Here is a 25,806-nt window from a genome sequence, read left to right as displayed (position 1 = left end):
AAAAGCATAAAACATAATAAAAAACAAAAAATCCTGGGAGTAAACAAATGAAAATATTTAAAAAAAGCGCATTGTCACTTTGTGTGCAAGCGTCAATCATAGCGAGTGTTACTGGTTTTTCAACTAGTGCCCTAGCAGCAGAAGAAACAACAAGAGCAAAAGTTGTTGGCGTTGAGGTTATAGAAGTAACCGCACGTAAAAGAACCGAGAATGTTAAAGATGTACCTATTTCAGTTTCAGCGTTAACAAGTAAAAAACTAGAAGTTTTAGGCTCATCAGGCATGGATGTACGTTCTTTATCTGCAAAAGTACCTAGCTTATTAATTGAATCTTCATTTGGACGAACTTTTCCACGCTTCTACATTCGTGGCTTAGGTAACACAGACTTTGATTTACTTGCATCACAACCCGTATCATTAATTTATGATGATGTTGTTTTAGAAAATGCCTTAACCAAAGGCATGCCTATGTTCGATCTTGAACGGGTTGAGGTGCTTCGTGGTCCTCAAGGTACTTTGTTTGGACGTAATACCACTGCAGGTATTATTAAGGTTCAATCAAAAAAACCGACTCAAGATTTTGACGCTACGGTTTCAGCTTCATATGGCAGCTACAACTCTACAGATTTACGTTTAGCGGTAGGTGGTGGTTTAACTGATACCTTGTCTGCTCGTGTTGCTTTTTTACAGCAAGATAGAGATGATTGGATAGACAATAAAGCGCCCGGTTTTGAACAAGATGATCAGCTGGGTGGTTACGGAGAAACAGCCGGAAGAATACAGCTTTTATGGGAACCAAGTGATAATTTTTCAGCCTTGTTTAATTATCATTTTAGAGATGCAGATGCCGATGCTCGTGTTTTTAGAGCGAATATAATTAAGCCAGGCACTAATGACTTAGTCGATGATTTTGATCGCGAAGTTGTATATCACGATGCGGCTTCACGAAATAATCAAACCATTGAAATGAACGGATCCAGCTTAAAGTTAGATTATGACTTTGGCAGCCATACAATAACCTCTGTAACAGGTTATGAATCTGCAGAAATGTTCTCGGTAGGTGATATTGATGGTGGTTACGGCTGTGGGATCACAGCTATTCCTGGTTGTGATCCAGCAAATATGGGGCCTGGTTTTATTCCTTTCACCTCAGAAACAGGTGCTAAAATGCCTGATCACTCTCAAATAACTCAAGAACTTAGATTGTCTAGTAACGATCTTGGAAAATTTGATTATCAAGTAGGTTTCTTCTATTTCAATGAAGATTTAACTATAAACAACCTGAGCTTTGATACATTGGGTGGTGGTAATCAAAATGGTATCGCTGTTCAAAATATGGAAACAACGGCTTGGGCTGTTTTTGCTTCGATGGACTTTGAGCTTTCAGATAAACTGAATTTAACCGCAGGTATTCGTTATTCAGATGATGAACGTGTTTGGGATGGTACGTTAGTTCAGTCGCCTTTCGGTGCTCCAGGATTTAGTGAAAATGCTACCGTTGATGATTCACAAGTAAGCGGTGATGTTAGTGTTAATTACCGTATGACAGACGAAACGAACCTTTATGCCCGTGTAGCAAAAGGTTATCGTGCACCAAGCATTCAAGGTCGTAGTTTACTATTTTCTGCCTCTCATACTACCGCTGATTCAGAGTTAGTAACGTCAATTGAAACTGGCTTTAAATCAACTATGTTAGAGAATACGGCGCGTATTGATGGCTCAGTATTTTATTATGTTGTTGATGACCAACAGCTGACAGCGGTTGGTGGTACTGGTAACGTTGCCAGTTTATTAAATGCTGATAAAGCCGTAGGTTATGGTTTTGAGCTTGACTCAGAAATTTGGGCAACTGAAGACTTGGTCTTTGGTGCTAGCTTAAGTTACAACCATACCGAGTTGCAGGATGATACTATCTCTGTTGCAGGATGTGGTGGTGGTTGTACAATTACAGATCCTATTAATAGTGATGGACAAGTTATTATTGATGGTAATTCATTACCACAGTCACCTGAGTGGATTGGTAATTTAAGCGCTCGTTGGACCAAAGAAATTGGTAATGGTGAGCTATATATTTATACCGATTGGTCTTATCGTAGTGAAGTCAGCTTCTTCTTATATGAATCTAAAGAATTTATGGGTGATGCTATAACGGAAGGTGGTTTACGCGTTGGTTATGAATGGTTCGCTGGTGATGCAGAATATGAAGTAGCTGTTTTTTCGAGAAATATTCTTGATGAAGAAAAGCTTACAGGTGCAATTGATTTTAATAACTTAACAGGCTACACCAATGAACCTCGTTTCTTTGGGGTAGAATTTAAAGCTAATTTCTTTTAATGGTAACTTTTTTAGTTAGATAAACTTAGTTATATTCACGCGAAGAAATAAAAAAGGGTTAGCAAAGTGCTAACCCTTTTTATTATGTTAAATATAACTGTATTTGAAAGCTTATAGTACGCTTTCTAGGGTAAGTTCCATCATATCTTTAAACGTAGTTTCTCGTTCTTCTGAAGTGGTTTTCTCACCTGTTTTAATATGATCACTAACGGTTAATACGGTAAGTGCTTTTTTACCATATTCAGCAGCAACACCATAAAGTCCGGCTGCTTCCATTTCTACCGCTAAAATCCCATATTTTTCCATGGTCGCAAACATTTCAGGTTGCGGCGTATAAAATAAATCAGCAGTAAAAATATTACCTACATGTACTGGTTTACCCATTTTTTCAGCGGTATCTACGACACTTTTTAATAAAGAGAAGTCGGCACAAGCAGCAAAATCTACATTATGAAAGCGTTGTCTGTTAACGTTTGAGTCTGTACTCGCAGCCATACCAATCACAATGTCACGAATCTTTATGTCATCTCTGACTGCGCCACAAGAGCCGATACGTATGATCTTTTCAACGCCATAATCTTTAAAAAGTTCAGTAGCATAAATTGATATGCTTGGTACACCCATACCTGAACCCATAACAGAAACACGTTTACCTTTATACGTACCAGTGTAACCAAGCATATTACGTACTTTAGTGATGCATTTAGCATCGTCTAGAAAGTTATCGGCAATAAATTTTGCTCTAAGGGGATCGCCAGGCATTAAAACTGTTTCTGCAAATTCGCTGGCTTGTGCTTCAATATGTGGTGTTGGCATAAGAGTTATCCTTTTAAGGTTAAGTATAATACCAAGCGAATCAATAAATTGGTCCGATTGGTATAACTCAGTAAGTTTCTAGCCAGAACAGAATCATTCATGCTGCTATCAAGGATTTTTTACTGATAATGGTGATGTCGATTTTATTTAACAAAGCACTTAATTAAGTGCTTTGTATTGTATTTATTTTACTACTTTTTGACGTACTGAGCATTGAGTACTTATTAATACACAATGCGCTGTTAATAATAATGCTAACTTAAGTATCGTTCAAGTAGACTATCTCATTCTAGTCTTACTATAGTGATTTTTGTTTAATATTGAGAAGTGCTTTCTTTTCTAGTTCAGATAAAAAACTCATTTGTACAGCATTTCGTTGTAATTGGCTGATTTGATCTGTATTCAATCCAAGTACTTCACGTGCCAGCTGAAATTCGCCAGCAAGCTCAATATTTTCAACCGCAGGGTCATCAGTGTTTAAGCAAACGGTAAGACCGTTTGCTAAAAATGTTTTCACTGGGTGTACTGCCAAATCTTTAATCGTTCCTGTTTGGTAGTTAGAAGTAAGACAAGACTCTATGCTTATTTGATTTTCTCGCATGTAGTCCATTAATGCTTGATCGCTAGCACAAGCCACACCATGACCAATGCGTGTTGCGCCTAGTGTTTTAATAGCATGCCAAACACTTTCAGGTCCAGCGGCTTCACCGGCATGGACACTAATATTGAGTCCCGCATCGTTTACTTGTTTGAAGTGACTTTCAAAAAGGCTGCCTGGAAAATTATATTCATCGCCAGCAAGGTCTATCGCAACTAAATCGTCTTTATAAGCGAGCAGGGCATTGAGTTCACTTTGGCAGTGTTCAACACCAAAGGTACGACTTAAAATACCCATTAAATTAATTTTAGTAGTAAACTTATCTCTACCCTGATTTACCCCTTCAATAATTGCTTCTACCACACCTTCTATTGGTAAGTTGTGCGCCATGGCGATGTAATAGGGCGAAAACCTTAATTCAGCATAATCAATATTAGCGTTATGAGCATCTTCAACATTCTCAAAACCGATTCGTACAACATCATCTAGAGACTTCAGCACACCAACACCCCAATCAAGCTTTTTCAAAAAGGCAAGAAGGTCAGCTTCACTATCAGTGATTTGTACATGAGGGATAAACGCCTCAAAGTTGTCTGTGGGTAATTTGATATTATTTTGTTGTGCTAACTGCCAAATAGTTTTTGGGCGTATATTTCCATCTAGATGACGATGTAAATCGACGAGGGGAAGTTGGTTGTTAAACATGATAAAAGTTTGTCCTAGCAGTGAAAATTTTGTGGATAAAGTTACTCCATTGAATATTGAAGGTTACCCACATTACATTCTTATTAATTATAGACTTCATTAGGGCCTGTTGATCTTTCGAGATTTTTTTTGCAGCGATTTTTTGGATATTTATACAAGGTAGAGCCTTTGTCATGTGGTTATTCCACATAAAAAGGCGATAACGCCGTAAAAATGATCAAAAAACACTGTCTGAAGGATTCGGCTAAAAGCGTTTTACTCTTTGTTGAGTAGTATTTGCTTAGAGTGACTAGGCTACACAATACTCGCCGCGATTAAAACGCTTTTATCTCGAACAAAATTTAACCGCGAAAGATCAACAGACCCTAGTCTGTTCTAAAAGTTAAAGCTTAACCTTTACTGATATAGGGCAATGGTCGCTTAAGTTTCGAGATAATTCTTTAGTATATTTGGGTTTAAAAAAAAGTTGTTCAAAGGAAGCTTCAACATAATTTTCTTTGGCTTTAGGGCTAAAAATAATATGGTCTATATATTCTTTATAATAACCGCCCCAACACCCTGATTCGGCAGTCGCGGTTGGCGTCCATAGCGCTTCTTGTCCCTCATCATTTAATGCTTGCCACAAACCTTTATCTTCAGGGTATTTTAAAGCAATATCTTGCGAAAAACGTCGATTAAAGTCACCTAGAACGATATATGCAGCGTCTTGGCTTGCATGCAAATCAATCCATTGCTCTAACGGGGATATTTGTTTACTCAGTTTGGTACAGGCCTCTTTACGTTTTTCTTCTTTAACCGATGTACTCGGCATTGCCTTAACACTTCGACTATCTAATGGCGAAGTGAAACAGCCAGATTTTAAATGTACGGCCAACAAATGCAATGTATTACCATTTTTTGTTAGCGTGATATCCATGCCATGGCGAACTTTACCTACATCTAACGCTTTATATTCTTTAGCTTCAACAGTAAAATGTTGAGACTTTTTAATCGCCACGCCCACACGTTGAACCCAGTCTTTGGTAGAAAAGTAATAATCATAATCATTGCCAAAAACTTTGCGAGCCCAAAACTCACTCTCAACCTCTTGTAAAGCGATAACATCAGCATTCAATTGTTTGGCATACCTTGCTAATTTTTTGTAATCGGCGTCGGTACGTTGATTGTACTCATGAGAGCCTAGCCAAGCGATGTTCCATGTGGCAACTTTTATCTCATTGGCCTGAGCTATAAAACTGCTGAATAGAATAAATAGCAGTCCAATTGTTGTTAATATTAAGTTTTTCATTAATAGTTCTCTTTTAAGTTCAACGTTTAGTTTGAATATGAACTATCAGTTAAATTTATAGTTATCACTTTACTTAACCATTGGGTCAAGATTTTGTTTTACAACATTACACTACTTTCATATTAGGGCACAACCTGTGTGAATAAAAAAGTATTGTCGCGAATACTTTCATTAATTTGAACAGCCAATATTGGGTAAATCTGGATTAATCAGACCGTTTATAATAAAGGGTCTATCAGGTGATTTCTTATTAAAGGTTACTTTAGTTGCATCAAGATATCGAAAGTCACCCGCCGCATTTAGATGCCATAAGTTACTGTCTAATTTCTCAAAGCAGAACTCTCCCGTATCACCATGGCTAATTAGTATTGGTTTATTGATCCGCTTGGCTAGATCTTTAAAGGCTTGGCGATACAAAGAAAAAGCGTCACAAGCTGTTAAGGATGAATTGTCGCAAGAGCCACTATCTACTACAGACTGCTGATAAATATCAGCTTGAAAGCCGATAATTAAAGCATCAAAATCTTTTGCCTTATCTTCAATGTTTTTTAACCAAGTAAGATTTATCTTGTCTCGCGCATCAACCTTTTTGATAGCATCATCTTGTTTTGATTTATCAATATTAGCTCTACCATTACTGGTTCCAACTATATGTAAAGTACTTATGGCTAAGCGGTCATTAATCCATAGTTTATTTTCTATTTGTGAGTGCTGCGTCATTATTGAGGGTAAATCGTTAGTTAATAGAGGTGGGGTCTTAAACATCAATTTAATTAAAAAATCGAGCCTTTCTAATTCATTAAAACTGTAAAGTAATGTCGAACGATCACAGTCAGTCCAATCATTATCTCCAGGGGTGTAGATAATTTTACCTGGATAGATTTGAGCTAACAGTGCTTTATGCTCTCTCAATAAGTCGTCAGTACAAGACTTACCACCACTTTTAAAATCCCCAAGATGCATAACTACAGTAGGGTTTGTTTCATTGATAAGACGATATAGTAGGCCATTGGGCCCTTGTAACATTTGTTTTTCTTTATCGCTATATGGCGTATCGGCCAATACAACCAGTGTTTGTGCCCAAAGTGTTGAGCTAGTAGCTGAAAGCAATAAAAACACTATGTGTAAATAACGTTTTTTCCATGAATATATGCTGAAAGTCATCAGTAGCCTTTTTAAATAAAATGAAAAACAAAGAGATAAAAGCTAACCTAGCGAAGAATGGGAATTGATGCAAGTTAGTAATCACCAAGTAAACGAACCATATGGTCAGGTTTTATCTTCCTGCTGTTGATCAAAATCGAGAAAAGAGTAAAATCTCAGTATTATTGACAAAGAGAAGTAAAATTATGCAAGTACTCGTTGTAGATTACACTGCAAAAGACGCGGCAGAAAAATTTGTTAAAAGTTTACATGAAACTGGTTTTGCTGTGCTTGTTAATCATCCAATAAAACAAAGTTTAGTTGAATCAATTTATAAAAACTGGCAGGAATTTTTCTTAAGTGAAGAGAAACATGCATTTGCTTTTGATCCTGCAAAGCAAGATGGCTATTTCTCATCTGAAATATCTGAAACGGCAAAGGGTCATAGTAAAAAAGATATTAAAGAGTATTTCCATGTTTACCCATGGGGACGTATTCCTGCGCAGCTAAATGATGAAATTCTTGAATATTACCGTTTAGCATCACAGCTCGCAGCCGAGTTACTTGACTGGGTAGAAGAGTACAGTCCGACGGACGTTGCAGGTAAGTATTCTGAAGCTTTATCTCATATGATTAAAGAGACGCCAAATACACTGTTACGCATCTTACATTACCCACCGCTTACGGGTGATGAAGAAGCTGGCGCTGTTAGAGCGGCTTCTCATGAAGATATTAATTTATTGACTATATTGCCAGCAGCGAACGAACCTGGTTTACAAGTTCAACGTCAAAATGGTGAGTGGATTGATGTTCCTTCTGATTTCGGTAATCTAATTATTAATATTGGTGATATGTTACAAGAAACATCAGGTGGGTATTTTCCATCAACAAGTCATCGAGTTATCAACCCAACAGGTAAGGGCAGTGATAAGTCTCGAATTTCATTGCCTTTGTTTTTACATCCACGTAGTGAAGTGATTTTATCGGATAAACATACTCAAGCCAGTTATTTACTCGAACGTTTACGTGAGTTAGGTGTAAAAGTTTAGCCTAATGACTTAACTTATTGAGATTGGTAAATTAAGCCGACAAGTGTAACCACTTGTCGGCTTTTTTATTATGAAAATAACGCGATAAATAAGTTACTATTTTAACCACTAACTTTGGGTATATAATATTTTATAAAAACATGTACGATTGATTATAAAATTCATTAAACACGACAATGGCGAGCAATAATTAAGATGAAATTAAACTGCGACTTAGGTGAGAGTTTTGGTGCTTGGACCATGGGACTTGATAATGAGGTCATGCCTCATATTGATCAGGCAAATATTGCCTGCGGTTTTCATGCCGGTGATCCTTTAGTAATGCAAAACACGCTGGCATTAGCTAAAAAATTTCAAGTAAGTGTTGGTGCGCATCCTAGTTATCCTGACTTAGTTGGCTTTGGACGTCGTTCAATGGCTTGTTCGTCAGAAGAAATAATAGCGCTTATCCATTATCAAGTGGCAGCACTTGACGGTATGGCAAGTGCCCAAGGGTTATCGCTAGATTATGTAAAACCCCACGGCGCACTCTATAACGACATGATGAAAGAGCCTAAAGTGTTTGAAGCTATTTTAACTGCGCTTACTCAATACCCCAGAAAACTTGCGCTGATGTTACAAGCAACGGCAGATATTGGTAAGTATAAGGATCAAGCAAATAAATTTGGTCTCGTTATTTATAGTGAGGCGTTTGCAGATCGTTGTTATGACGATGAAGGCCGATTATTAGCACGTAGTCAATCGGGTGCGGTGTTAAATAAAGAAGCTATGCTTGCCCAGGTTAAACAATTATCAGAGCAAGGCACAGTAACCACCATCTCAGGTAAAGTGCTGAAGCTTAGCGTAGATAGTTTATGTGTTCACGGTGATAATATCGCAGGTGTACAGGCTATTAGTGAAATTAAAGCGCTGTTGAGCTAATGTCAACGCTGATAAACGACGGTATTCGCCTTGAAGTTGCGGGTGAAAATTCTTTGATGCTTTACTTTTCAGATAAAGGACAAGAGTCGTCAGTTATTACTCCAAATATCAGCAGTAATGTTCAGCAAGCGGATCACCTTATCCGTCAGCACTTTTCAACTGAAATTATTGATCTTATTTCTTCGTATGCATCAATTTTAGTGGTCTTTAATTTACTTGAAATAGATCACCACGATTTGCGCAATAAACTAAAAAGTGTCTTGAAACAATGTGGCAGCGTAAATAACAAGCAGGGTCGATTAATTGAGTTGCCCGCTTATTATTCACTCGAATCCGGAGTGGATTTACCGCGCATTGCGAAACACGCCAAATTGACAATTGAGCAAGTTATTTACTTACATCAAGCGCAGGAATACCGAGTGTATGCCATAGGGTTTGCTCCAGGTTTTGCTTATTTAGGTGCAGTTGATGAGCGCATTGCCATGGCCAGATTAACTACGCCACGGCTAAAAGTTCCCAAAGGCGCCATAGCTATTGCCGATAGACAAACTGCCGTTTATCCAGCGCAGTCTCCTGGTGGTTGGAATATTATAGGTCTATGTCCTCTTGATATGTTTAACGCACAAGCAGAGCCAACGATGCCTGTTGAAGTAGGCGATAGGGTGAAATTTGTTGCCATCGATAAGGCAGAGTTTATTGAATTAGGTGGAAGATCACCCTGTACCGAGCTGGAATGTTAAGAGGTATTTATATGAGCAAACTAACGAGCATTGCTTGCAGTGAAGAGCATGCTCACGAGCTAGGATTTGTTGTTACCAATGCTGGCGTATTAAGTCTAATTCAAGATGCTGGCCGTTATGGTGCCTTTAATTTAGGGTTAACCAATGGCGGACCGGCTGACTCGCTTGCTTTTTATTGGGCGAATAAATTATGTGGTAATGAGCCAAATTCAACGGCCATCGAGATTAGTTTGGGTGGCTTGGAGCTAACAGCACAAGTTGATTGTGTTATCGCTGTTACAGGTGCGCCTATGCCGTTGTCCATTAATGGTCAACCTAAAGCGCTATGGCGAAGCTTTCTGGTTAAAGCAGGAGATACTATAAGTTTAGGGTTTACTCCGCTTGGCGTTCGTTGTTATTTAGCGGTAGTTGGAGGTTTTGATATAAAGCCAAGTTTTGGTAGCACAGCGACGGTATGTCGAGAGTCGGTAGGTGGCATCCGTGGCGATAAGCTAGTCGATAATGATATCTTACCTTGCCAAGCAGTGTCTAAATCGGCTAATAAACTAAAAAAACTTATGTTACCTGAACATGAGCAACCACAGTATGCTAATGAAGTATTATTACATACGGTGTTAAGTTATCAGCAAGCACACTTTTCAAATATAGAAAAAAGATTGCTTTTCTCAAGTGAATATCAAATTAGTAAACATTGGGATCGGATGGGTTATCGTTTACAAGGTCGTGCGATAAAGGCTGATGTTGATGGTATTTTATCGGAAGGAATTTGTTATGGTGCTGTGCAAGTACCAGCAGATGGTCAGCCAATAGTTTTACTTAATGATCGACAGACTATTGGTGGCTACCCTAAAATTGGTGCCGTTATCTCACAAGATTGCGCTAAACTTTCACAGTTACGCCAAGGTGATAAAGTACGCTTTGAGCCAATTTCTATGTCACAAGCTGATAATATGTTTCATCTTAATTTGAGACGATTAACACAAACGAAGCTCATTAGTTATTCCTAACCTCAACTTTTACAACGAGAGTTGAGGTTAGGCGTTGGTTAGGTAAATAAAGTTAATTGCTACTGAACATCAAGTGGCGATATATAGCCTTCAGGTTTTAACGCTAATACATCACAGTCTAATTGGTCAATGACATGTTCAGCAGTGTTACCAATAAGCGCTGCGGAAATACCAGTACGACCAATGGTACCTAAAATAACTAATTCAGCATCAATCTTTAAGGCTGCTTGTTCAATAACTGCTTCTGGTAACCCCTCTTCAACATAAGTATTACCTAACGGGATATCAAAGCTATTAGCATGCTTGCTCATAGCTTCCTTATGATGTGCCTGCATTGCACTATTATATTCACTAGCGTCAAACTCAGGGATTTCAATGGCAATATTTACCGGTGTGCCAGGGAAAGAATTAACTAAGTGCACATTAGCTGTGATTAATTTCGCAATGTTTTTTGCTTGCTTGGTAATTGCTTCATTTAAAGAGAGGTGCTCAGCTTCATCACTACCGACATTAACAGCGGCTAAAATATTGCCTTGTTGAGGCCATTCATGTTCTTTAACAAGTAATACAGGACAAGGGCACTTTCTCAAAATGTGCCAATCGGTTGGCGTGAATACTACTGATTTAAATTTATCATGTTGGTGGGTGCCTTTAACCACTAAATCATACTTATGCTCGATGACTTGGTTGATAATGGCTTCAAAAGGGCGATTATGCCAAACAACTTTGCTGGTAATAGCTATTGGGCTATTACTTACAGAAATGATGTCATCTAGCCATTTTTGTTTTTCTTTAATAACCATTTGGCGCATGGTGTCGCGCTCGCCACTGGATAAGATAGTGGTCATTTCATAAGAAAAATCAAAAATACTAAAAAAAGCAGTGATACTTATTTGCTGATCTGGAGCGGCAGTATTAATTCTTGATGCGAGATCAATGACTCTTTTAAGGGCTTTTTGTTCATCTGTTGTTGGATCTATCACAACAAGGATATTTTGATACATGTCCATGGCAACCTCTAGCAAACTAAATAATAACGTTAGTTTATTTATAGCAAAGTTGACGAATTAATGCTTGTTTTAAATCAAGTTTATTTTGTTATAGGGTCATTATCTTTGGGCGATAATAAACCTACAACAGGAAGGCAGAAAAACTATAGGGCAGCAGTATCACAAAGTTTGTCGATATCGATAATCGAAATTAATTTACCATCTACTTTAATTAAGCCACTTTTGTGGAAGCGATTTAATAAACGACTAATGGTTTCAACAGTTAAGCCAATATAATTACCAATATCACTTCGAGTCATAGTTAAGCGAAACTCTGTTGATGATAAACCACGGGCATGGTATCGCTCACTTAAGCTCACCAAGAAAGTTGCAACACGTTGCTCTGCATTTTTTCTATTTAGCAAAGTTAACATTTCTTGATCAGTTTTAATTTCATGACTCATTAATCGTAATACCTGCTTTTTAAGCTTAGGCATGGTATTAGATAACTCATCTAGGTTTGTATAAGGAATTTCACAGACCATTGATGTTTCAAGTGCTTGGGCAAAGCTAGGATGTTGACTTTCAGCAATAGCATCAAAACCAAGTAAGTCACCAGCTAAATGAAAACCAGTAATTTGCTCTTCGCCTTGTTCATTAACAGTAAATGTTTTAAAGGTACCTGAACGAATTGCATATAAAGCATGCATTTCTTGGCCATCATGAAAAATTTTATCACCTTTGTGAATAGGCCGTTTACGGTCAATAATATCGTCAAGAGAATCAAGTTCTTTATCATTTAAAGAGAAAGGCAAACATAGCTCGCTAATGCTACAGTTTTGACAGCTGATATGTTGTATCGTAGGACAACTTTTATTTTGCATGATATTACTCTGTGACGTAGCTATTTAGGCTAACTTTAAGACAAGTATATGTTATTAGAACATTACTTGATATGCAACAACAAAACTGTAGATACCGTAGGTAATAAGCGAAATAGCCATCATTTTTCGAAAGACTTTATTGACTAGTAGGTTTTTTATGCTATCGATTCCAAGGGATAATGCTATTAAGGCAGGTAAAGTACCTAATCCGAAAAAAAACATAATAGTTGCGCCAGTTAAACTACTTCCACTGGCAAGCGCCCAAGTCAGAGTCGAATATACCAAACCACAGGGTAACCAACCCCACAAAGCTCCTAAACCCAATGCTTTTTTAGGGGTATCTACTGGGATGACATGTTTAGCTAGAGGTGATAAATAGCGCCATAAACCTTTGCCCAAGGATTCAATCTTATTTAACCATAAAAGCCACTGACCTATATAAAGACCCAATAGAATAAGAAAAAGTGCCGCAACTAGGCGTAACCCTGCAATGGGTAAACCTACATTTTTAGCTGCGATAGAGCCGGTGAAACCTACAATTGCGCCAATTAAACAATAACTAGCAATGCGTCCAACATGATATAAGAAGACTAAATTCAAACGGGAAGCTTGGGGCGAGCAACTTGACGGTGTTGAGGTTACGTTGACAGGAATGTCGCCCTGCAGGCTTTCTTTAGTAGTTGGTAAACTTGACGGTTTATTAATAGCTGAAGTCAATAGGGTCGTAATGCCACCACACATGGCTAAGCAATGACCAGAGCCAAGTAAGCCGATGATAAAGGCGGAAAATACATCTAAACTCATTGGTTATCTGAGCTTTTTTTAGACTCTTCTATTTCTTCCTTTTCCTCGGTGACTTTGTTTTGTTGTTCATCATCAAAAAGAATACTCATGCCTTGCTTTTCTAGGTCTTCAAATTGCTCAGTTTTAACTGCCCAGAAAAATAGGTAAATGCCCAAAGCCGTTAATAATATGGCTATAGGAATTAGGATATAAATAATACTCATATTTTACTCATGACTAAGTTGGTTCGCTTGTTAAGTTTGTCTGTAGAGAAGCACTGTACTTTTAACTCATTGCTTAGTTGACTATTTAGCTTGTTTCTTCAGTAAACGTAATGAGTTGGTAATAACTAAAATGGAGCTAGCTGACATGCCAATAACAGCCATGTAAGGCGTTATATAACCAGCCACAGCTAACGGTAATACAATAGCATTATAACCAAAAGCCCATAAGTAATTTTGTAAAATTATTCGACGGGTTCGGTGAGCGACTTTTATCAAAGTATCGATGCTGCTCAGTTTATTATTGAGCAAAATAACATCTGCACCACTTTTAGTGATATCTGCACCACAGCCCATTGCAATAGAAATATGGGCAGCGCCAAATACTGGCGAGTCATTGACGCCGTCACCGGTCATCGCTACTTTATAACCTTGTACTTGGGCTTGTTTTATTTGCTGCATTTTATCTTGGGCACTCAGGCCGCCCCATACTGTATCAATGGGTAATGCTTGAGTAATATTGTCACAAGCGATTTGACTATCGCCAGATAACAATAACGTTTTATTTTGCTTATTAAGGATAGATATCGCTTCAAAAGCCTCATCACGAATCTTATCAATGAGATAAAATGCTGCAATAATTTGTTTATTTGCCATTAATATACAGCTAGCACCACTCAACATTTGTGCTTGGCCGTGTTCGAAAGAAAAACTATCTGCTAACCAAGTGTATTTACCAATGGCATAATCAATAGTATTAATGGTACCGGTAACACCTTGTCCAGAATGCACTTTAACTTGCTGTGCAGTTAAGTTGTAATCTCTATGTTCGGCAAATGGCTTAGCAATTGGATGCTCTGAATGGCTCTCTAACGCTGCGGCAATGGCAAGAATCTGCTCTTGGTTGTAGCGTAAGTCGTTATCGACTAACTCAACCCTGTCTATGGTAAATTCGCCCGTGGTTAAGGTGCCTGTTTTATCAAAAGCAAAACAGTTTATTTTCGGCATGGTCTCCATAACATGACCACCTTTGATCATTATACCTGCTCTATTTAAATGTGTGGTTGCACAAGTTAAGGCGGTAGGTGTTGCTAATGAAAGTGCACAAGGGCAGGTCGCTACAAGGACAGAGAGGGTGATCCAAAAAGCTTCTTCTGGCATATGCTGATGCCAATAAATAGCCGTAGCTATGGAAGTTAATAAAATTAGGGCAACAAAATACTGGGCAATCTTATCTGATAATTTTGCTATTTTAGGTTTGTGCGCTTGAGCTTGTTCACTTAAGCGAATAAGTTGGCTTAAAAATGATTGGTTTGTTGCTTGTTTTACTTGCACGGTAATATTACCGTCCCCATTGATAGTACCCGCAAAGACATTATCATTGACTATTTTATTAATCGGTAATTGTTCGCCGGATAGCATGGCTTCATTGAGTTGGCTTAGCCCAGCAGTGATGACGCCATCAGCAGGTACCACTTCACCTGGTTTAATGATAACAACATCCCCAAGGATGAGTTGTTTAGCGGCAACCAATATTTCTTTAGTTTGAGCCGTTTTAGTTTGGGTTGCGTGAGTTTGTGAGTCAGTACCTTGTAAATTACCGCTTTGTGCTTCTGTGCCAATACTATCGCTAGTCACAATGACTTTAGTTGCCGTCATCGGCATTAATTTTAATAAGTTGGCAGAGACTTGTGCTGCATGTGATCGGGCTCTAAATTCTAAGAACTTACCAATGAGCAGTAAAAAGGTGAACATGGAGACAGACTCAAAATACACCTCACCTTGCTGAGTAATTGTTGCCCAAGCACTTGCACTGAAAGCTAAAAGGATGGCAATAGAGACGGGAACATCCATGGATAAACGTTTTGCTTTTATCGCTTTTATCGCGCCAGTATAAAAGGGCAAGGCACCATAAAAAATAATAGGGATTGTTAAGATGAAACTAACCCAGCGAAGGTATACTTTATTGTGCTCAGCCATTTCAGAGAAGGCACCAAAGTAAAGGCCAAAGGCTATCATCATGATTTGCATCATTAAGATGCCACTGATACCTAGACGTTTGATAAAGGCTTTGCTTTGCTTTTTATTTCTTAATTCTGCTTCGTTGGCTTTAAAAGGCAGTGCTTGATAACCAATATGCTCAATAGCCTGCAATATCTCACTGAGTTTTACCGCATCATCTTGCCATCTCACCGTTGCTCTTTGGCTAGTCGCATTAACGTTTATCTTGATTAAACCTTTCAGCTTCTCCAATTGCATTTCGATAAGCCATGCACAAGCCGCGCAACTGATGCCATCAATAGTCAGTATGGCTTCTTTGCAATCATTGTCTTGATAAATGAATTCGCTCTGTAAGACCGCTTCATCAAGTAATTTATTTTTTTGTAATTGTTCGGGTATTAGGGATTGGCCTTTATGAGCAGGCTCTGTTCTTACCGAATAATATTGAGTTAGGCCATTATCAACGATAGTCTGCGCTACTGCTTGGCAACCAATACAGCACATAGGTTGTTGAATTTGGTTGATTTCAACCGACAGGTTAATTCCACGGGGAACGGCTTCATTACAATGAAAACATTTGCTGGTCATGGTTACTTTCTTAGGGCTGGGAGTCACTATGGTAAATTTATGGATGTCACCATAGTGATTAGAATGCTGCTAATTTATTTAAACGGTATAACTTATTGTGCTTTTATCGGGTTAGGGATCAAATCGATAAATTCACTTTGTGGCAAGTTAATAGTATCTTGTATTTTCCAGTTGTCTTTAAAAGAGGTCAAGGTAAGTTTCCATTTACCACTAATCTCTTGATCAAAGCGGTGTCTGAAATAGCCATTGCCATCAGGAGTTAATGCTAAATAAAAATCTTTTTCTTCAAGTGTAGGGTGAAAAAAACTGACATTAAGTAGGGGGAAAACTTTTTCAATACCCGTTGGTTTTATTATTAACTCATTATCCTTTAATTGAAGGGCAAAACGCATCCCCAACTTCTGGGCTGTTTTTACTTTACCTACTTCTAGGTTAATGGATTTTCCTTTTTTATAATAATCGCCAACCACTAACGTATCAGGGTTAGTATTAGCAATAATATAAGTAGCAATACCCGCTACAACAGCGGTAAAAGGAAGAATAAAAACTAACCAAGCCCAAGGCTCACGGTACCAAGAATCTTTCATAAAAAAGTACTTACGTTGACAGTAGAATATGGAGTGGGATTATACATTTATTCTCAACTGGCATCTACTTTTGTACTATTTAAAAGACATAAAAAAACCCTTGGTTACAAAGTGTAACAAGGGTTTTATATTCATGTTGAGGGATAGCTCAATCTGTCATGAATGACAAAGACTGAACTAAGCCGCTCAATAGTAGTATTATGATTAATTAATCTTGAGAAAGACTATAAACATAAGCACTAATTAGGTGAACTTTTTCTTCACCAAGAATATCTTTCCATGGTGGCATAACACCAGCACGACCATTACGGATAGACTCTTCAATTGCACGTTTTGAACCGCCATATAACCAAGTATTATCGGTTAAGTTTGGCGCGCCCATAGGCATACCTAATGCTAAGCTACCTTGTCCATCAGGACCATGACAAGCAGCACATAAAGCAAATTTAGCTTTACCCGCTTTCGCTAATTCAGGGTCAACTGAGCGACCACTTAAGCTAATAACATAAGCTGCAACTTCTTTAACACCTTGGTCGCCGCCTAATGCGCCTTCCCAAGCCATCATGCCTGATGCAATACGACCATTCATAATCGTCTCTTTAATCACAGCAGGTGTGCCGCCATATAACCAGTCTTTATCAGTTAGGTTAGGGAAGCCAGTAGTACCGTGAGCATCAGAGCCATGACATTGTGAACAGTTTTGGATGAACAAACGCTGACCCACTTTTAATGCCTCGCCATCAGTAGCCAAATCTTCAATGCTACGCGCAGCGTAAGCTTCAAAGATAGGGCCAAATTTAGCATCAGCAGCGGCAACTTCACGGTCATATTGAACTAATACACCAGAGTCTTTATCTAAATACTCTAATGTTTTAGCTTTTGATTCCGCAAGGTTTAAAATGCCTTGGTTAGAGCTTTTCCAGCCTAAAAGACCAGTCCAGTTACCTAAACCATAAAGTGCGATATAACCAAATGCCCAAACGATAGTTAATAAGAAAAACGTGCTCCACCATTTTGGTAAAGGATTGTTTAACTCTTCAATGCCGTCAAACGTATGACCCATTGATTCGCCTTCTTTAACGCCTGCAAAGTTCTTTAAGCACATACGTAGTAGTAAAAAACACCCTACTAACGAGCCAAGGGTAAGAACCCAAACCCATATATTCCAGAAGCTAGACATTATTATTCGTCTCCTGTTTGCTTTCTTTATCGGGATGACGCGTTTTATCTGCTGTATCTAATTTGTCTTCTTCAAAAATAGAGTTTGCGACATCATCAAATGAGTCTTTACGCTTTTTTGAATAGGACCATACAACGATGATAATAAACAACGCCAATATAAGGAGGGCAAAAAACCCTCTAAGTGTTCCGTAATCCATGATGCTCAGCTTACTTCAATGCGTGGCCAAGTGATTGCAAATAGGCAATCAAGGCACTCATTTCAGTTTTACCTTTTACAGCATCTTTAGCGCCGTCAATTTCTTCTTGAGTATAAAGCGGAATTGCATTGCCGTTTTCGTCTTTATGACTACGGTTACGTGTTAAGAAGTTAAATGTTGCTAGCTTCCTACCCGTTAACTCACCATCAAGTGTATCAGTGTTCAACCAGCTATAAGCAGGCATGTTTGACTCTGGCACAACTGAACGAGGATCTGTTAAATGGGCAATATGCCAATCATCACTATAACGACCGCCAACACGTGCTAGATCAGGACCAGTACGCTTAGAACCCCATAAAAATGGATGTTCCCAAACACTTTCGCCCGCAACACTGTAGTGACCGTAACGCTCTGTTTCTGCACGAAATGGACGAATCATTTGACTGTGACAGTTACTACAACCTTCACGGATGTAGATATCACGACCTTCCATTTGCAGGGCAGTGTAAGGTTTTAAGTTATCAACTGGCGTCGCTAATTCTTTTTGAAAGAACAATGGCGTAATTTCTACTAAACCACCGATGCTGATCGCAAAGACAGTAAAGAGGAAGAATAAGCCAACGTTCTTTTCAACTTTTTCATGTGAATTTTTCATATGGCTCTCCTTAAGCTACTTCAAGAGGCTTAAGACTATTGTCTTTAGCACCAATTGTTTTAAACATGTTGTAAGCCATTAATAAGAAGCCAGTTACCACTAATACACCACCTATGAAGCGGATAAAATAGAATGGATAAGAAGCAGTTAAACTCTCAACAAAGCTATATGTTAATGTACCGTCGCTATTTACAGCTCTCCACATTAACCCTTGCATTACACCAGAAATCCACATAGCTACGATATAAAGAACAATACCTGCTGTGTGTAACCAGAAATGAATGTTGATAAGACGCATGCTATACATACGACCTTGGTTAAATAAGATTGGGATTAAGTGGTACATTGCACCAATTGAAACCATAGCAACCCAACCTAGAGCACCAGAATGTACGTGACCAACAGTCCAGTCAGTGTAATGAGATAAAGCATTAACTGATTTTATTGCCATCATAGGGCCTTCAAAGGTAGACATACCGTAGAAAGATAATGAAACAATTAAGAAACGTAAAATAGGATCACTACGAAGTTTATGCCATGCGCCAGAAAGCGTCATGATACCGTTGATCATACCACCCCATGAAGGAAGGAATAACACGATAGACATTACCATACCAACTGACTGAGCCCAATCAGGAAGTGCAGTGTAATGTAAGTGATGAGGGCCAGCCCAAATGTATAAAGAAATCAATGCCCAGAAATGAACAATAGATAAACGGTAAGAATATACAGGACGTTCAGCTTGTTTTGGTACGAAGTAATACATCATACCTAAGAAACCAGCTGTTAATAAGAAACCAACGGCATTATGTCCATACCACCACTGCATCATGGCATCTATAGCGCCAGAATATAGTGAGTATGATTTCATTGCCGAAACAGGTATAACCATTGAGTTACCGATATGCAACACAGCAACGGTAACGATAAAGCCACCAAAGAACCAGTTAGCTACGTAAATATGCGAGGTTTTACGTTTAACTAAGGTACCAAAGAAGACGATGGCGTACGAAACCCAAACAACAGCAATAAGAATGTCGATTGGCCATTCTAGCTCTGCGTATTCTTTAGTAGAGGTATAACCTAAAGGTAACGAGATAGCCGCTGCAACGATAACAGCTTGCCAGCCCCAAAAGGTAAAGGCTGCTAATTTACCGCCAAATAGACGCGTTTGACAGGTACGTTGCACAACGTAATAAGACGTGGCAAATAAAGCACTTGTACCAAAAGCAAAAATTACAGCATTAGTATGAAGTGGACGAAGACGGGAGTAGGTTAACCAAGGTGTATCAAAATTTAACGCAGGCCAAATTAATTGTGCCGCGATAAGTACACCTACTAGTGTACCTACGATTCCCCAGATTACAGTCATTACAGTAAACTGACGTACAACATCGAAGTTGTAGTCTACTGCTGACGTATTACTTGTGGTCATGTTAAGGATTCCGCAGTGTTATTATTAATCAGAAAGTATTTCTTGCTGTAATACCTAAACATGAAAAGCCTTAGATATAGGACACAATTCATACTAACTCTGTGTGTTTGCTCTATGAGCTGTGATATATGTCACATCCGTGTAAGCAAATGTGTCTAAATCCCAGCAATTTTACCCTTTGGCAAGGATATAAATCAACAACTATGCGCGTTTAAATTTGATGTAGATCAATAAAAGAGAATTGCCCTTAAATTGCTTGTGGATATTAATTGAGCAATAAAAAGATAAAAGTAACTCAATGAGTTAGCAATGATTTATCAACTTTAACTTTTTTTCCGTTGATAAATATTACCAGAGATAGAGGGCACCTTACTTAGAGACTTTTTGACAGAATTAAATAACAGAATTATTTAGCTGTTTTCTCTATGAACTCTATTGATTTGAAAGCTGCTTTAAATGGTTTAGGGATAATAAGGTTAATTGTTTTCCATTGAGGCTAATTAGTTGTTCATGTTGGAATTTCGACAATAATCGGCTTAAGGTTTCACGACGCATACCTAAGAAGCAGGCAATATCCTGACGACTGATAGTTAACTCTATTGTTGTTTCATTGCCTGAATGTTTAGCATTACGCTGGCAAATATTGAGTAAAAATGCAGCCAATAAGCAATCAGCAGATTTTTTACCCGTTATCGCTTGAGCATTACGTTGCTGTTCGTAGCTTTGTTTCGTTAGTAACTGAATTAAGTTTTGCTGTAATTCTGGTGCTAATTGGGAACAGGCAGAAAGCGAGTCTACAAAAACCTCACAAACTGAGTTATCACCTAAGGCAACTGCACTGTAGTTATAAGTTTCTAAAAATAAAGCATCTTCAGCCATCAGTTCACCAGGAAACCTAAAACCAACAATTCTTTCAACGCCCTCATCATTTTTCTGACATAACTTGAAGGTCCCTGAACATACTGCGAATATAGCGGTTAGTGGCTTAGCTTGTTCAAATAATATAGCATCTGTTGATTGATTTAGCGGCAGTGATGAACTTTGTTCAGTGCTAACTTCAACACGTCTAGTTAGATAGTTATTGGTTAAATCAATAGCCTGATTATCAGAGCCAATCGGCTGACAGATGGCTTGCATCGAGCAGTTATCACAGTCAACGTATCGTGGATGCTTATGCTGTGTAGCATTTTTCTTTGTCGTTTTACTAGATAGGGTCATTACTTACAACGAGTATGTTATATCAATTAAATTAACTGATGGTTCAAACTTTAAGGTGAGTAAATTTTCAAGAACAAGGCGCTTAATTGAGTAATAGCTGGCTATTGATCGCAACAATGTTATTAGATATTTAAACTATTTATAAAGCTCATTTAGTTCGTTTTAATGATATTAGTTAACTAAGACTTAGGGTAGCTAGTTTACTGGCGTTAGTGGATAATAACAACTTTGCAGCAAAAGGTAGGTTTTTCAGTGTGTAATAATAGGTTTAATAACGTATTAAAGTGGCTTCCTCTTGTTGGTTGTTTATTATTCATTAGTGGCTGTAAACCAGTAAGTGAAAAGAGCTCTGAAAATATTGCTAGTGCCCTAGTTGCACAATGTATTGATAGTCAGAGTCAATGTGAAATCAATACAGAGTTTGCCAACTTTAATGTTAAATTTTCTCAGCATAAGTTATTGGACAAGGTTAAAACTGAGCTACCATTTTTTATTGAGCTAACACCAACTTCTCAGCAAAGTCCTATAAAGAGTATTACTAAAGTATCTGCTTATCTCGAGGGCAGAGATATGTTTATGGGTAAGGTACCGGTATTTTTTGAGCCTACTGAAAAAGATAATGTTTATTTAGCACAAAGCTTATTGGCAAATTGCAGTGAAGAACAAATGGTGTGGCGTTTGTGGATAACGGTAGAATTAAAAGATAAAACTCAAACATTTTTTGTCGACTTTACCAGCCAGCGCTTATAACGTTTATTTTACTCGGCAGGCAAAAAGACAATAAAAAAGCGAGCCTCGAGGCTCGCTTTTTTTAAATGTCTCAACTTGCTAGACCTAGCTAAATGAAAGTAAGCACTAGATCTTAAATATTATTAGTTACGTCTACAGAAAGCTTTAATCGCTGACCTGGCTGTAAGTACTTCTTTCTATCAAGATTATTCCAACGTTCAATATCACTAATACGAACATTAAACTTATCGGCTATGCGAGCGAAAGAGTCTCCACGTAGTACTTTATAAGTAATATTTCGCATTATGGCGTTTTCGACACGATTACCCGTTTTACTGTTGGCATAGTTCGACTTATTTGATTTGGTATTACTTTTTTGCCAAATCACTAATTTTTGACCGAGTTTTAAGGTATCTCTTGGGGCAAAACCATTCCATTTAGCAATACTTTTGCTATTTACTTTATATTTACGTCCAATGTCCCATAAATTATCACCAGATTTAACGGTGTGAACAAGCTTGCGACCCTTTTGTGGTCTATTTTGTTTTTTAGCAATACGTTGTTCTTGTGAGAAAACATAACTATCTAATGATTTAGCCGCGACAGGAATAAGTAAGTGTTTTCCAGCACGTATCTGATTACCTTTAATGTTATTCACTTGTTGTATCAAATCAACACGCGTATTAAATTTATTAGCAATAAGGCCTAAGTTGTCACCGCTTTTAATTTTATAGCGCTGCCAAGCGAGTCGATCTTTTTTACTCAGCTTATTCAGGCCTAGCTCAAACTTTGCCACACTATGAGAAGGCAATAATAAACGGTGAGGGCCGTCAGGATCAGTAGCCCAGCGGTTGAAACCAGGGTTTAAACGCTGTAATTCAGCTAATGATAAGCCTGCTAATGTTGCAGCTTTAGCTAAATCGAGCTGTGACTTAATATCTACTTGGCTTAAGACACTTTTATTATCGATTGAATAAAGTGATAAATTAAAGTCTTCAGGGCGCTTTACAATATCAGCCAAGGCTAATAGTTTTGGCACATAAGCACGTGTTTCTTTTGGTAAATCAAGCGACCAAAAATCGGTCGGTTTACCTAGACGTTTGTTCTTTCTCACGGCTTTTCTAACGCGACCTTCGCCAGAATTATATGCCGCTAATGCGAGCATCCAATCGCCATCGAAAAACTTGTGCAAATATTTTAGGTATTGAATAGCGCCTTCGGTTGAAGCAACGACATCACGTCTGCCGTCATACCACCAGTTCTGCTTCATACCAAAGCGCTCGCCTGTACCCGGCACGAATTGCCACATACCTGAAGCGCGACCATGCGAATAAGCAAAGGGGTCAAAAGCACTTTCTACAATAGGTAAGAAAGCCAGCTCGATAGGCATGTCATTCTTTTCTAACTCTTGAACAATGTAATAGAGGAAAGGCTCGGCACGTTTAGCAACACGTTTAAGGTAACTAGGGTGCTTTACATACCAGTTTCTCTGAGAGACAAGACGTTTTTGATTTGGAATATCAAACGTTAATTGGCTACGAATGCGTGGCCAAATATTATTCTCATCAATAGCTTTTTGATCTTTTAAGGTATTATTTAAAGAGAAGTCAACATCAGCAACAGGATGGATAACGTCAATGCTTTCATCTGCTAATAACGCTTGATTAATCTCAACTGGATGAGCAGTTTCAACTTGCGAATCTGAATTGTCAGTAATGGCATTACCATCACTTTGGGATAGGCTTTGACAGCCGGCTAAAAGAACTACAACGGGTAATAATAAATACTTCATGAATAACCAGTTAAAATCAGCAGGAATTAAAAATAATTGAGCAGATTAGCATGTTTAATACCAATCGGACTAATTTATTGGCTAGTTAGCAATAATGTAGCGGCTTAGAAGCAAGATATAGGTACAAGAGAATAATCAGCTTTGGCAGTCTGTTCAGGATAATTTCTACTACTTTTATAACAACTTATATCCATTTGGAGGCCCTTATAAAAATCATAATGCCCATCTAAGCCTTATTAATTGAAGGTTTAAAAATTATCCTTCCACGCCCTAATCGCTGAAAAAACTTCACTATCATTACCTTGAGTTTGTTTACTATAAGTTTGTGCAGCAAGTTTAATAGAGTGTTCATGGCAACGTAGAAAAGGATTTATCTGCAGTTCTAGCGCTATATTACTTGGAATAGTTGCTTGGTTTTGTTGACGCTTTACGTTTACTTGCTCTGCATAGTTATGCAGGTCAATATTATTAGGCTCTACCGCTAAAGCAAAGGCTAAGTTCGCTTGGGTATATTCATGAGCACAATAAATTAGCGTATCCGCTGCTAAGTTTGAAAGCTTAGTCAGAGAGTGATGCATTTGCTGAGGAGTCCCTTCGAACAAACGACCACAACCACCTGAGAATAATGTGTCCCCACAAAAAACCATCTTTTCGTTATAGTAAGCAATATGACCCTTGGTATGACCCGGTAAGTCGAGCACAGTAAACTGACAATTAAGATCCGTTAAGTCAACGGTATCGTTTTCTTTAAGTGTGATATCGAGTTGGGCAATATTTTCAGTAGCTGGCCCGTAAACAGTTACAGGCCAAGCTTTATCTTTGGAATACTCAAGGAGTTTTTCAATACCACCAACATGATCTTTGTGATAGTGGGTGATCAAAATGGCAGATAACGCCAAATTGTTTTCCTGCAGGTACTCTATGCATACTACAGCATCACCAGGATCGACTAGTGCAATTTTATCCTTGTTTTCGCTAGATATAGCCCAAATGTAATTATCATTAAACGCTTTAATTGCAGTAACAATTTGGTGAGAGTTAGTCATATGAGATTTTACCTGTAGTTCGTTATATACTTGAATAAGAATATACTTAACATCATTATACGCCTAAAAGAAGACTCTATGAAACCTGCGTTAGCTTTTCGACAGCCACATTACCCTAGCTCATGGCAGGCATTGCCTAATGGAGAGGTAATTAAAAAGGCAATAGAGCAAGAGCTGGCTCCTTGGTGGCAAAAGTTTTTTGGTTATCATTTAATTAAGCTTGGTGCATTAAGTAGTGAAATTGAGATACCTGACTGCACTATTAATCATCAAGTAAGTATTAGCATTAAGAATGGCTTAGCTAATGTAGTTGGAGATATTGATGATTTACCTTTGCAAGAGCATAGTGTTGATGTTTGTTTGTTAAGTCATGCATTGGAGTTTTCCCTTGATCCTCATCATGTGGTCCGTGAAGCTAATAGAGTTTTGATTCCTAATGGTTACTTAGTTTTAACCGGATTTAATCCACTAAGCCTTGTTGGGTTAAATCGTTTATTACCGTATAGACGAAGCAAAACACCTTGGAATGAACATTTCTTCTCGCCGATGAGAATCAAAGATTGGCTACATTTAATGGGTTTTGAAATTTTAGCTGACCAACGTTGTTTACATAGTAGCTTAACGGGCAAGGTCAGCACTGACAGCTTAGAACAAAGATGGCACAAGTTGGCAAAAAACTACCTGCCTGCTTTAGGTTCTGTTTATGTGATTGTCGCGAAAAAAAGAGTATTACCATTAACACCAATTAAACCAAAATGGCAGATTCGATCTGGGTTCCGGCCCGTAAAAGTTCCTAGTCTAAGTACACATCGAGAGCTAATGGACACTAAAAAAGGGCAACAAAAGAGATAAATTCCCACTAGAAAGATAGTGTCTGTTGCCTGAAAACTATATCGTCC

The 25,806-nt window shown here is 38.2% G+C and carries 24 protein-coding genes and 1 pseudogene; 7 read left to right on the top strand and 18 right to left on the bottom strand.

Annotated features, from left to right (window positions below; translation table 11 throughout):
- Positions 1-47 precede the first annotated feature (47 nt).
- On the top strand, positions 48-2,333 hold the full coding sequence (locus tag ESZ36_RS01760) for a TonB-dependent receptor (protein ID WP_146782685.1): 2,286 nt from the start codon (positions 48-50) through the stop codon (positions 2,331-2,333).
- Positions 2,334-2,444: 111 nt separating this feature from the next.
- On the opposite strand, the gene deoD is transcribed toward ESZ36_RS01760, so the two are convergent.
- The 5 genes and pseudogenes from deoD to ESZ36_RS01735 all read right to left on the bottom strand — a co-directional run bounded on the left by deoD (position 2,445) and on the right by ESZ36_RS01735 (position 6,904).
- Complete coding sequence (gene deoD, locus ESZ36_RS01755; protein ID WP_146782682.1) at positions 2,445-3,149, bottom strand: purine-nucleoside phosphorylase; 705 nt, start codon at positions 3,147-3,149, stop codon at positions 2,445-2,447.
- Positions 3,150-3,447: 298 nt separating this feature from the next.
- Positions 3,448-4,452: an adenosine deaminase gene (gene add / locus ESZ36_RS01750; protein ID WP_146782679.1), complete on the bottom strand. Its 1,005-nt coding sequence runs from the start codon at positions 4,450-4,452 to the stop codon at positions 3,448-3,450.
- 83 nt (positions 4,453-4,535) lie between these two features.
- A pseudogene (locus tag ESZ36_RS22745) lies at positions 4,536-4,754 on the bottom strand (hypothetical protein).
- 80 nt (positions 4,755-4,834) lie between these two features.
- A complete protein-coding gene (locus ESZ36_RS01740; protein WP_146782676.1) occupies positions 4,835-5,740 on the bottom strand; it encodes an endonuclease/exonuclease/phosphatase family protein in 906 nt (301 codons plus the stop codon).
- Positions 5,741-5,911: 171 nt separating this feature from the next.
- Positions 5,912-6,904 (bottom strand): hypothetical protein, encoded by a 993-nt coding sequence (locus ESZ36_RS01735; RefSeq protein WP_246128946.1) that lies wholly within the window; start codon positions 6,902-6,904, stop codon positions 5,912-5,914.
- 185 nt (positions 6,905-7,089) lie between these two features.
- Between ESZ36_RS01735 and ESZ36_RS01730 the strand changes: the two genes are divergently transcribed.
- The 4 genes from ESZ36_RS01730 to ESZ36_RS01715 all read left to right on the top strand — a co-directional run bounded on the left by ESZ36_RS01730 (position 7,090) and on the right by ESZ36_RS01715 (position 10,600).
- Complete coding sequence (locus tag ESZ36_RS01730) at positions 7,090-7,932, top strand: isopenicillin N synthase family dioxygenase (protein WP_146782673.1); 843 nt, start codon at positions 7,090-7,092, stop codon at positions 7,930-7,932.
- Between the two features lie 195 nt (positions 7,933-8,127).
- Positions 8,128-8,853 carry a 5-oxoprolinase subunit PxpA gene (locus ESZ36_RS01725; protein WP_146782670.1) on the top strand — a complete coding sequence of 242 codons (726 nt, stop codon included), beginning with the start codon at positions 8,128-8,130 and terminating at the stop codon, positions 8,851-8,853.
- A complete protein-coding gene (pxpB, locus tag ESZ36_RS01720) occupies positions 8,853-9,593 on the top strand; it encodes a 5-oxoprolinase subunit PxpB (protein ID WP_146782667.1) in 741 nt (246 codons plus the stop codon). Before ESZ36_RS01725 ends, pxpB begins: the two co-directional genes overlap by 1 nt.
- Before the next feature lie 11 nt (positions 9,594-9,604).
- Complete coding sequence (locus ESZ36_RS01715) at positions 9,605-10,600, top strand: 5-oxoprolinase subunit C family protein (protein ID WP_146782664.1); 996 nt, start codon at positions 9,605-9,607, stop codon at positions 10,598-10,600.
- A 59-nt stretch (positions 10,601-10,659) separates the two neighbouring features.
- Here the strand turns inward: ESZ36_RS01715 and uspE are convergent, their stop codons facing one another.
- The 11 genes from uspE to ESZ36_RS01660 all read right to left on the bottom strand — a co-directional run bounded on the left by uspE (position 10,660) and on the right by ESZ36_RS01660 (position 21,340).
- The gene (gene uspE, locus ESZ36_RS01710) at positions 10,660-11,610 is read right to left on the bottom strand and encodes a universal stress protein UspE (protein WP_146782661.1); all 951 of its coding nucleotides are present in this window, start codon (positions 11,608-11,610) and stop codon (positions 10,660-10,662) included.
- Positions 11,611-11,753: 143 nt separating this feature from the next.
- Positions 11,754-12,473 (bottom strand): fumarate/nitrate reduction transcriptional regulator Fnr, encoded by a 720-nt coding sequence (gene fnr / locus ESZ36_RS01705; protein ID WP_146782658.1) that lies wholly within the window; start codon positions 12,471-12,473, stop codon positions 11,754-11,756.
- A gap of 54 nt (positions 12,474-12,527) precedes the next feature.
- Positions 12,528-13,277 carry a sulfite exporter TauE/SafE family protein gene (locus ESZ36_RS01700; RefSeq protein WP_146782657.1) on the bottom strand — a complete coding sequence of 250 codons (750 nt, stop codon included), beginning with the start codon at positions 13,275-13,277 and terminating at the stop codon, positions 12,528-12,530.
- A complete protein-coding gene (gene ccoS, locus ESZ36_RS01695; protein ID WP_146782654.1) occupies positions 13,274-13,480 on the bottom strand; it encodes a cbb3-type cytochrome oxidase assembly protein CcoS in 207 nt (68 codons plus the stop codon). Before ccoS ends, ESZ36_RS01700 begins: the two co-directional genes overlap by 4 nt.
- A gap of 81 nt (positions 13,481-13,561) precedes the next feature.
- Positions 13,562-16,066: a heavy metal translocating P-type ATPase gene (locus ESZ36_RS01690; protein ID WP_146782651.1), complete on the bottom strand. Its 2,505-nt coding sequence runs from the start codon at positions 16,064-16,066 to the stop codon at positions 13,562-13,564.
- Between the two features lie 92 nt (positions 16,067-16,158).
- The gene (locus tag ESZ36_RS01685; RefSeq protein WP_146782647.1) at positions 16,159-16,653 is read right to left on the bottom strand and encodes a FixH family protein; all 495 of its coding nucleotides are present in this window, start codon (positions 16,651-16,653) and stop codon (positions 16,159-16,161) included.
- Between the two features lie 208 nt (positions 16,654-16,861).
- Entirely contained in the window at positions 16,862-17,833 is a 972-nt protein-coding gene (gene ccoP, locus ESZ36_RS01680) for a cytochrome-c oxidase, cbb3-type subunit III (RefSeq protein WP_146782644.1), read from the bottom strand.
- Positions 17,826-18,032, bottom strand: a complete 207-nt coding sequence (locus ESZ36_RS01675) for a cbb3-type cytochrome oxidase subunit 3 (protein WP_011042817.1) — start codon at positions 18,030-18,032, stop codon at positions 17,826-17,828. The genes ccoP and ESZ36_RS01675 overlap by 8 nt, the downstream gene beginning before the upstream one ends.
- A gap of 10 nt (positions 18,033-18,042) precedes the next feature.
- On the bottom strand, positions 18,043-18,687 hold the full coding sequence (ccoO, locus tag ESZ36_RS01670) for a cytochrome-c oxidase, cbb3-type subunit II (protein ID WP_146782641.1): 645 nt from the start codon (positions 18,685-18,687) through the stop codon (positions 18,043-18,045).
- A 10-nt stretch (positions 18,688-18,697) separates the two neighbouring features.
- Positions 18,698-20,122: a cytochrome-c oxidase, cbb3-type subunit I gene (gene ccoN, locus ESZ36_RS01665; protein ID WP_146782638.1), complete on the bottom strand. Its 1,425-nt coding sequence runs from the start codon at positions 20,120-20,122 to the stop codon at positions 18,698-18,700.
- A 432-nt stretch (positions 20,123-20,554) separates the two neighbouring features.
- Complete coding sequence (locus ESZ36_RS01660; RefSeq protein ID WP_146782636.1) at positions 20,555-21,340, bottom strand: Crp/Fnr family transcriptional regulator; 786 nt, start codon at positions 21,338-21,340, stop codon at positions 20,555-20,557.
- Positions 21,341-21,592: 252 nt separating this feature from the next.
- On the opposite strand from ESZ36_RS01660, the gene ESZ36_RS01655 reads away from it, so the two are divergent.
- Entirely contained in the window at positions 21,593-22,090 is a 498-nt protein-coding gene (locus tag ESZ36_RS01655) for a hypothetical protein (RefSeq protein WP_146782634.1), read from the top strand.
- A 112-nt stretch (positions 22,091-22,202) separates the two neighbouring features.
- Here ESZ36_RS01655 and ESZ36_RS01650 read toward each other — a convergent pair whose 3' ends face one another.
- The gene (locus ESZ36_RS01650) at positions 22,203-23,861 is read right to left on the bottom strand and encodes a lytic transglycosylase (RefSeq protein ID WP_146782631.1); all 1,659 of its coding nucleotides are present in this window, start codon (positions 23,859-23,861) and stop codon (positions 22,203-22,205) included.
- A gap of 248 nt (positions 23,862-24,109) precedes the next feature.
- Entirely contained in the window at positions 24,110-24,907 is a 798-nt protein-coding gene (gloB, locus tag ESZ36_RS01645) for a hydroxyacylglutathione hydrolase (protein ID WP_146782628.1), read from the bottom strand.
- A gap of 78 nt (positions 24,908-24,985) precedes the next feature.
- Between gloB and ESZ36_RS01640 the strand changes: the two genes are divergently transcribed.
- Positions 24,986-25,759, top strand: a complete 774-nt coding sequence (locus ESZ36_RS01640) for a class I SAM-dependent methyltransferase (protein WP_146782625.1) — start codon at positions 24,986-24,988, stop codon at positions 25,757-25,759.
- The last annotated feature ends 47 nt before the right edge of the window (positions 25,760-25,806 follow it).

The organism is Colwellia demingiae, assembly GCF_007954275.1.
Lineage (GTDB): Bacteria > Pseudomonadota > Gammaproteobacteria > Enterobacterales > Alteromonadaceae > Colwellia > Colwellia demingiae.
The sequence above is the reverse complement of the archived record's forward strand: the minus strand, read 5'-3'. Positions and strand labels throughout refer to the sequence as shown.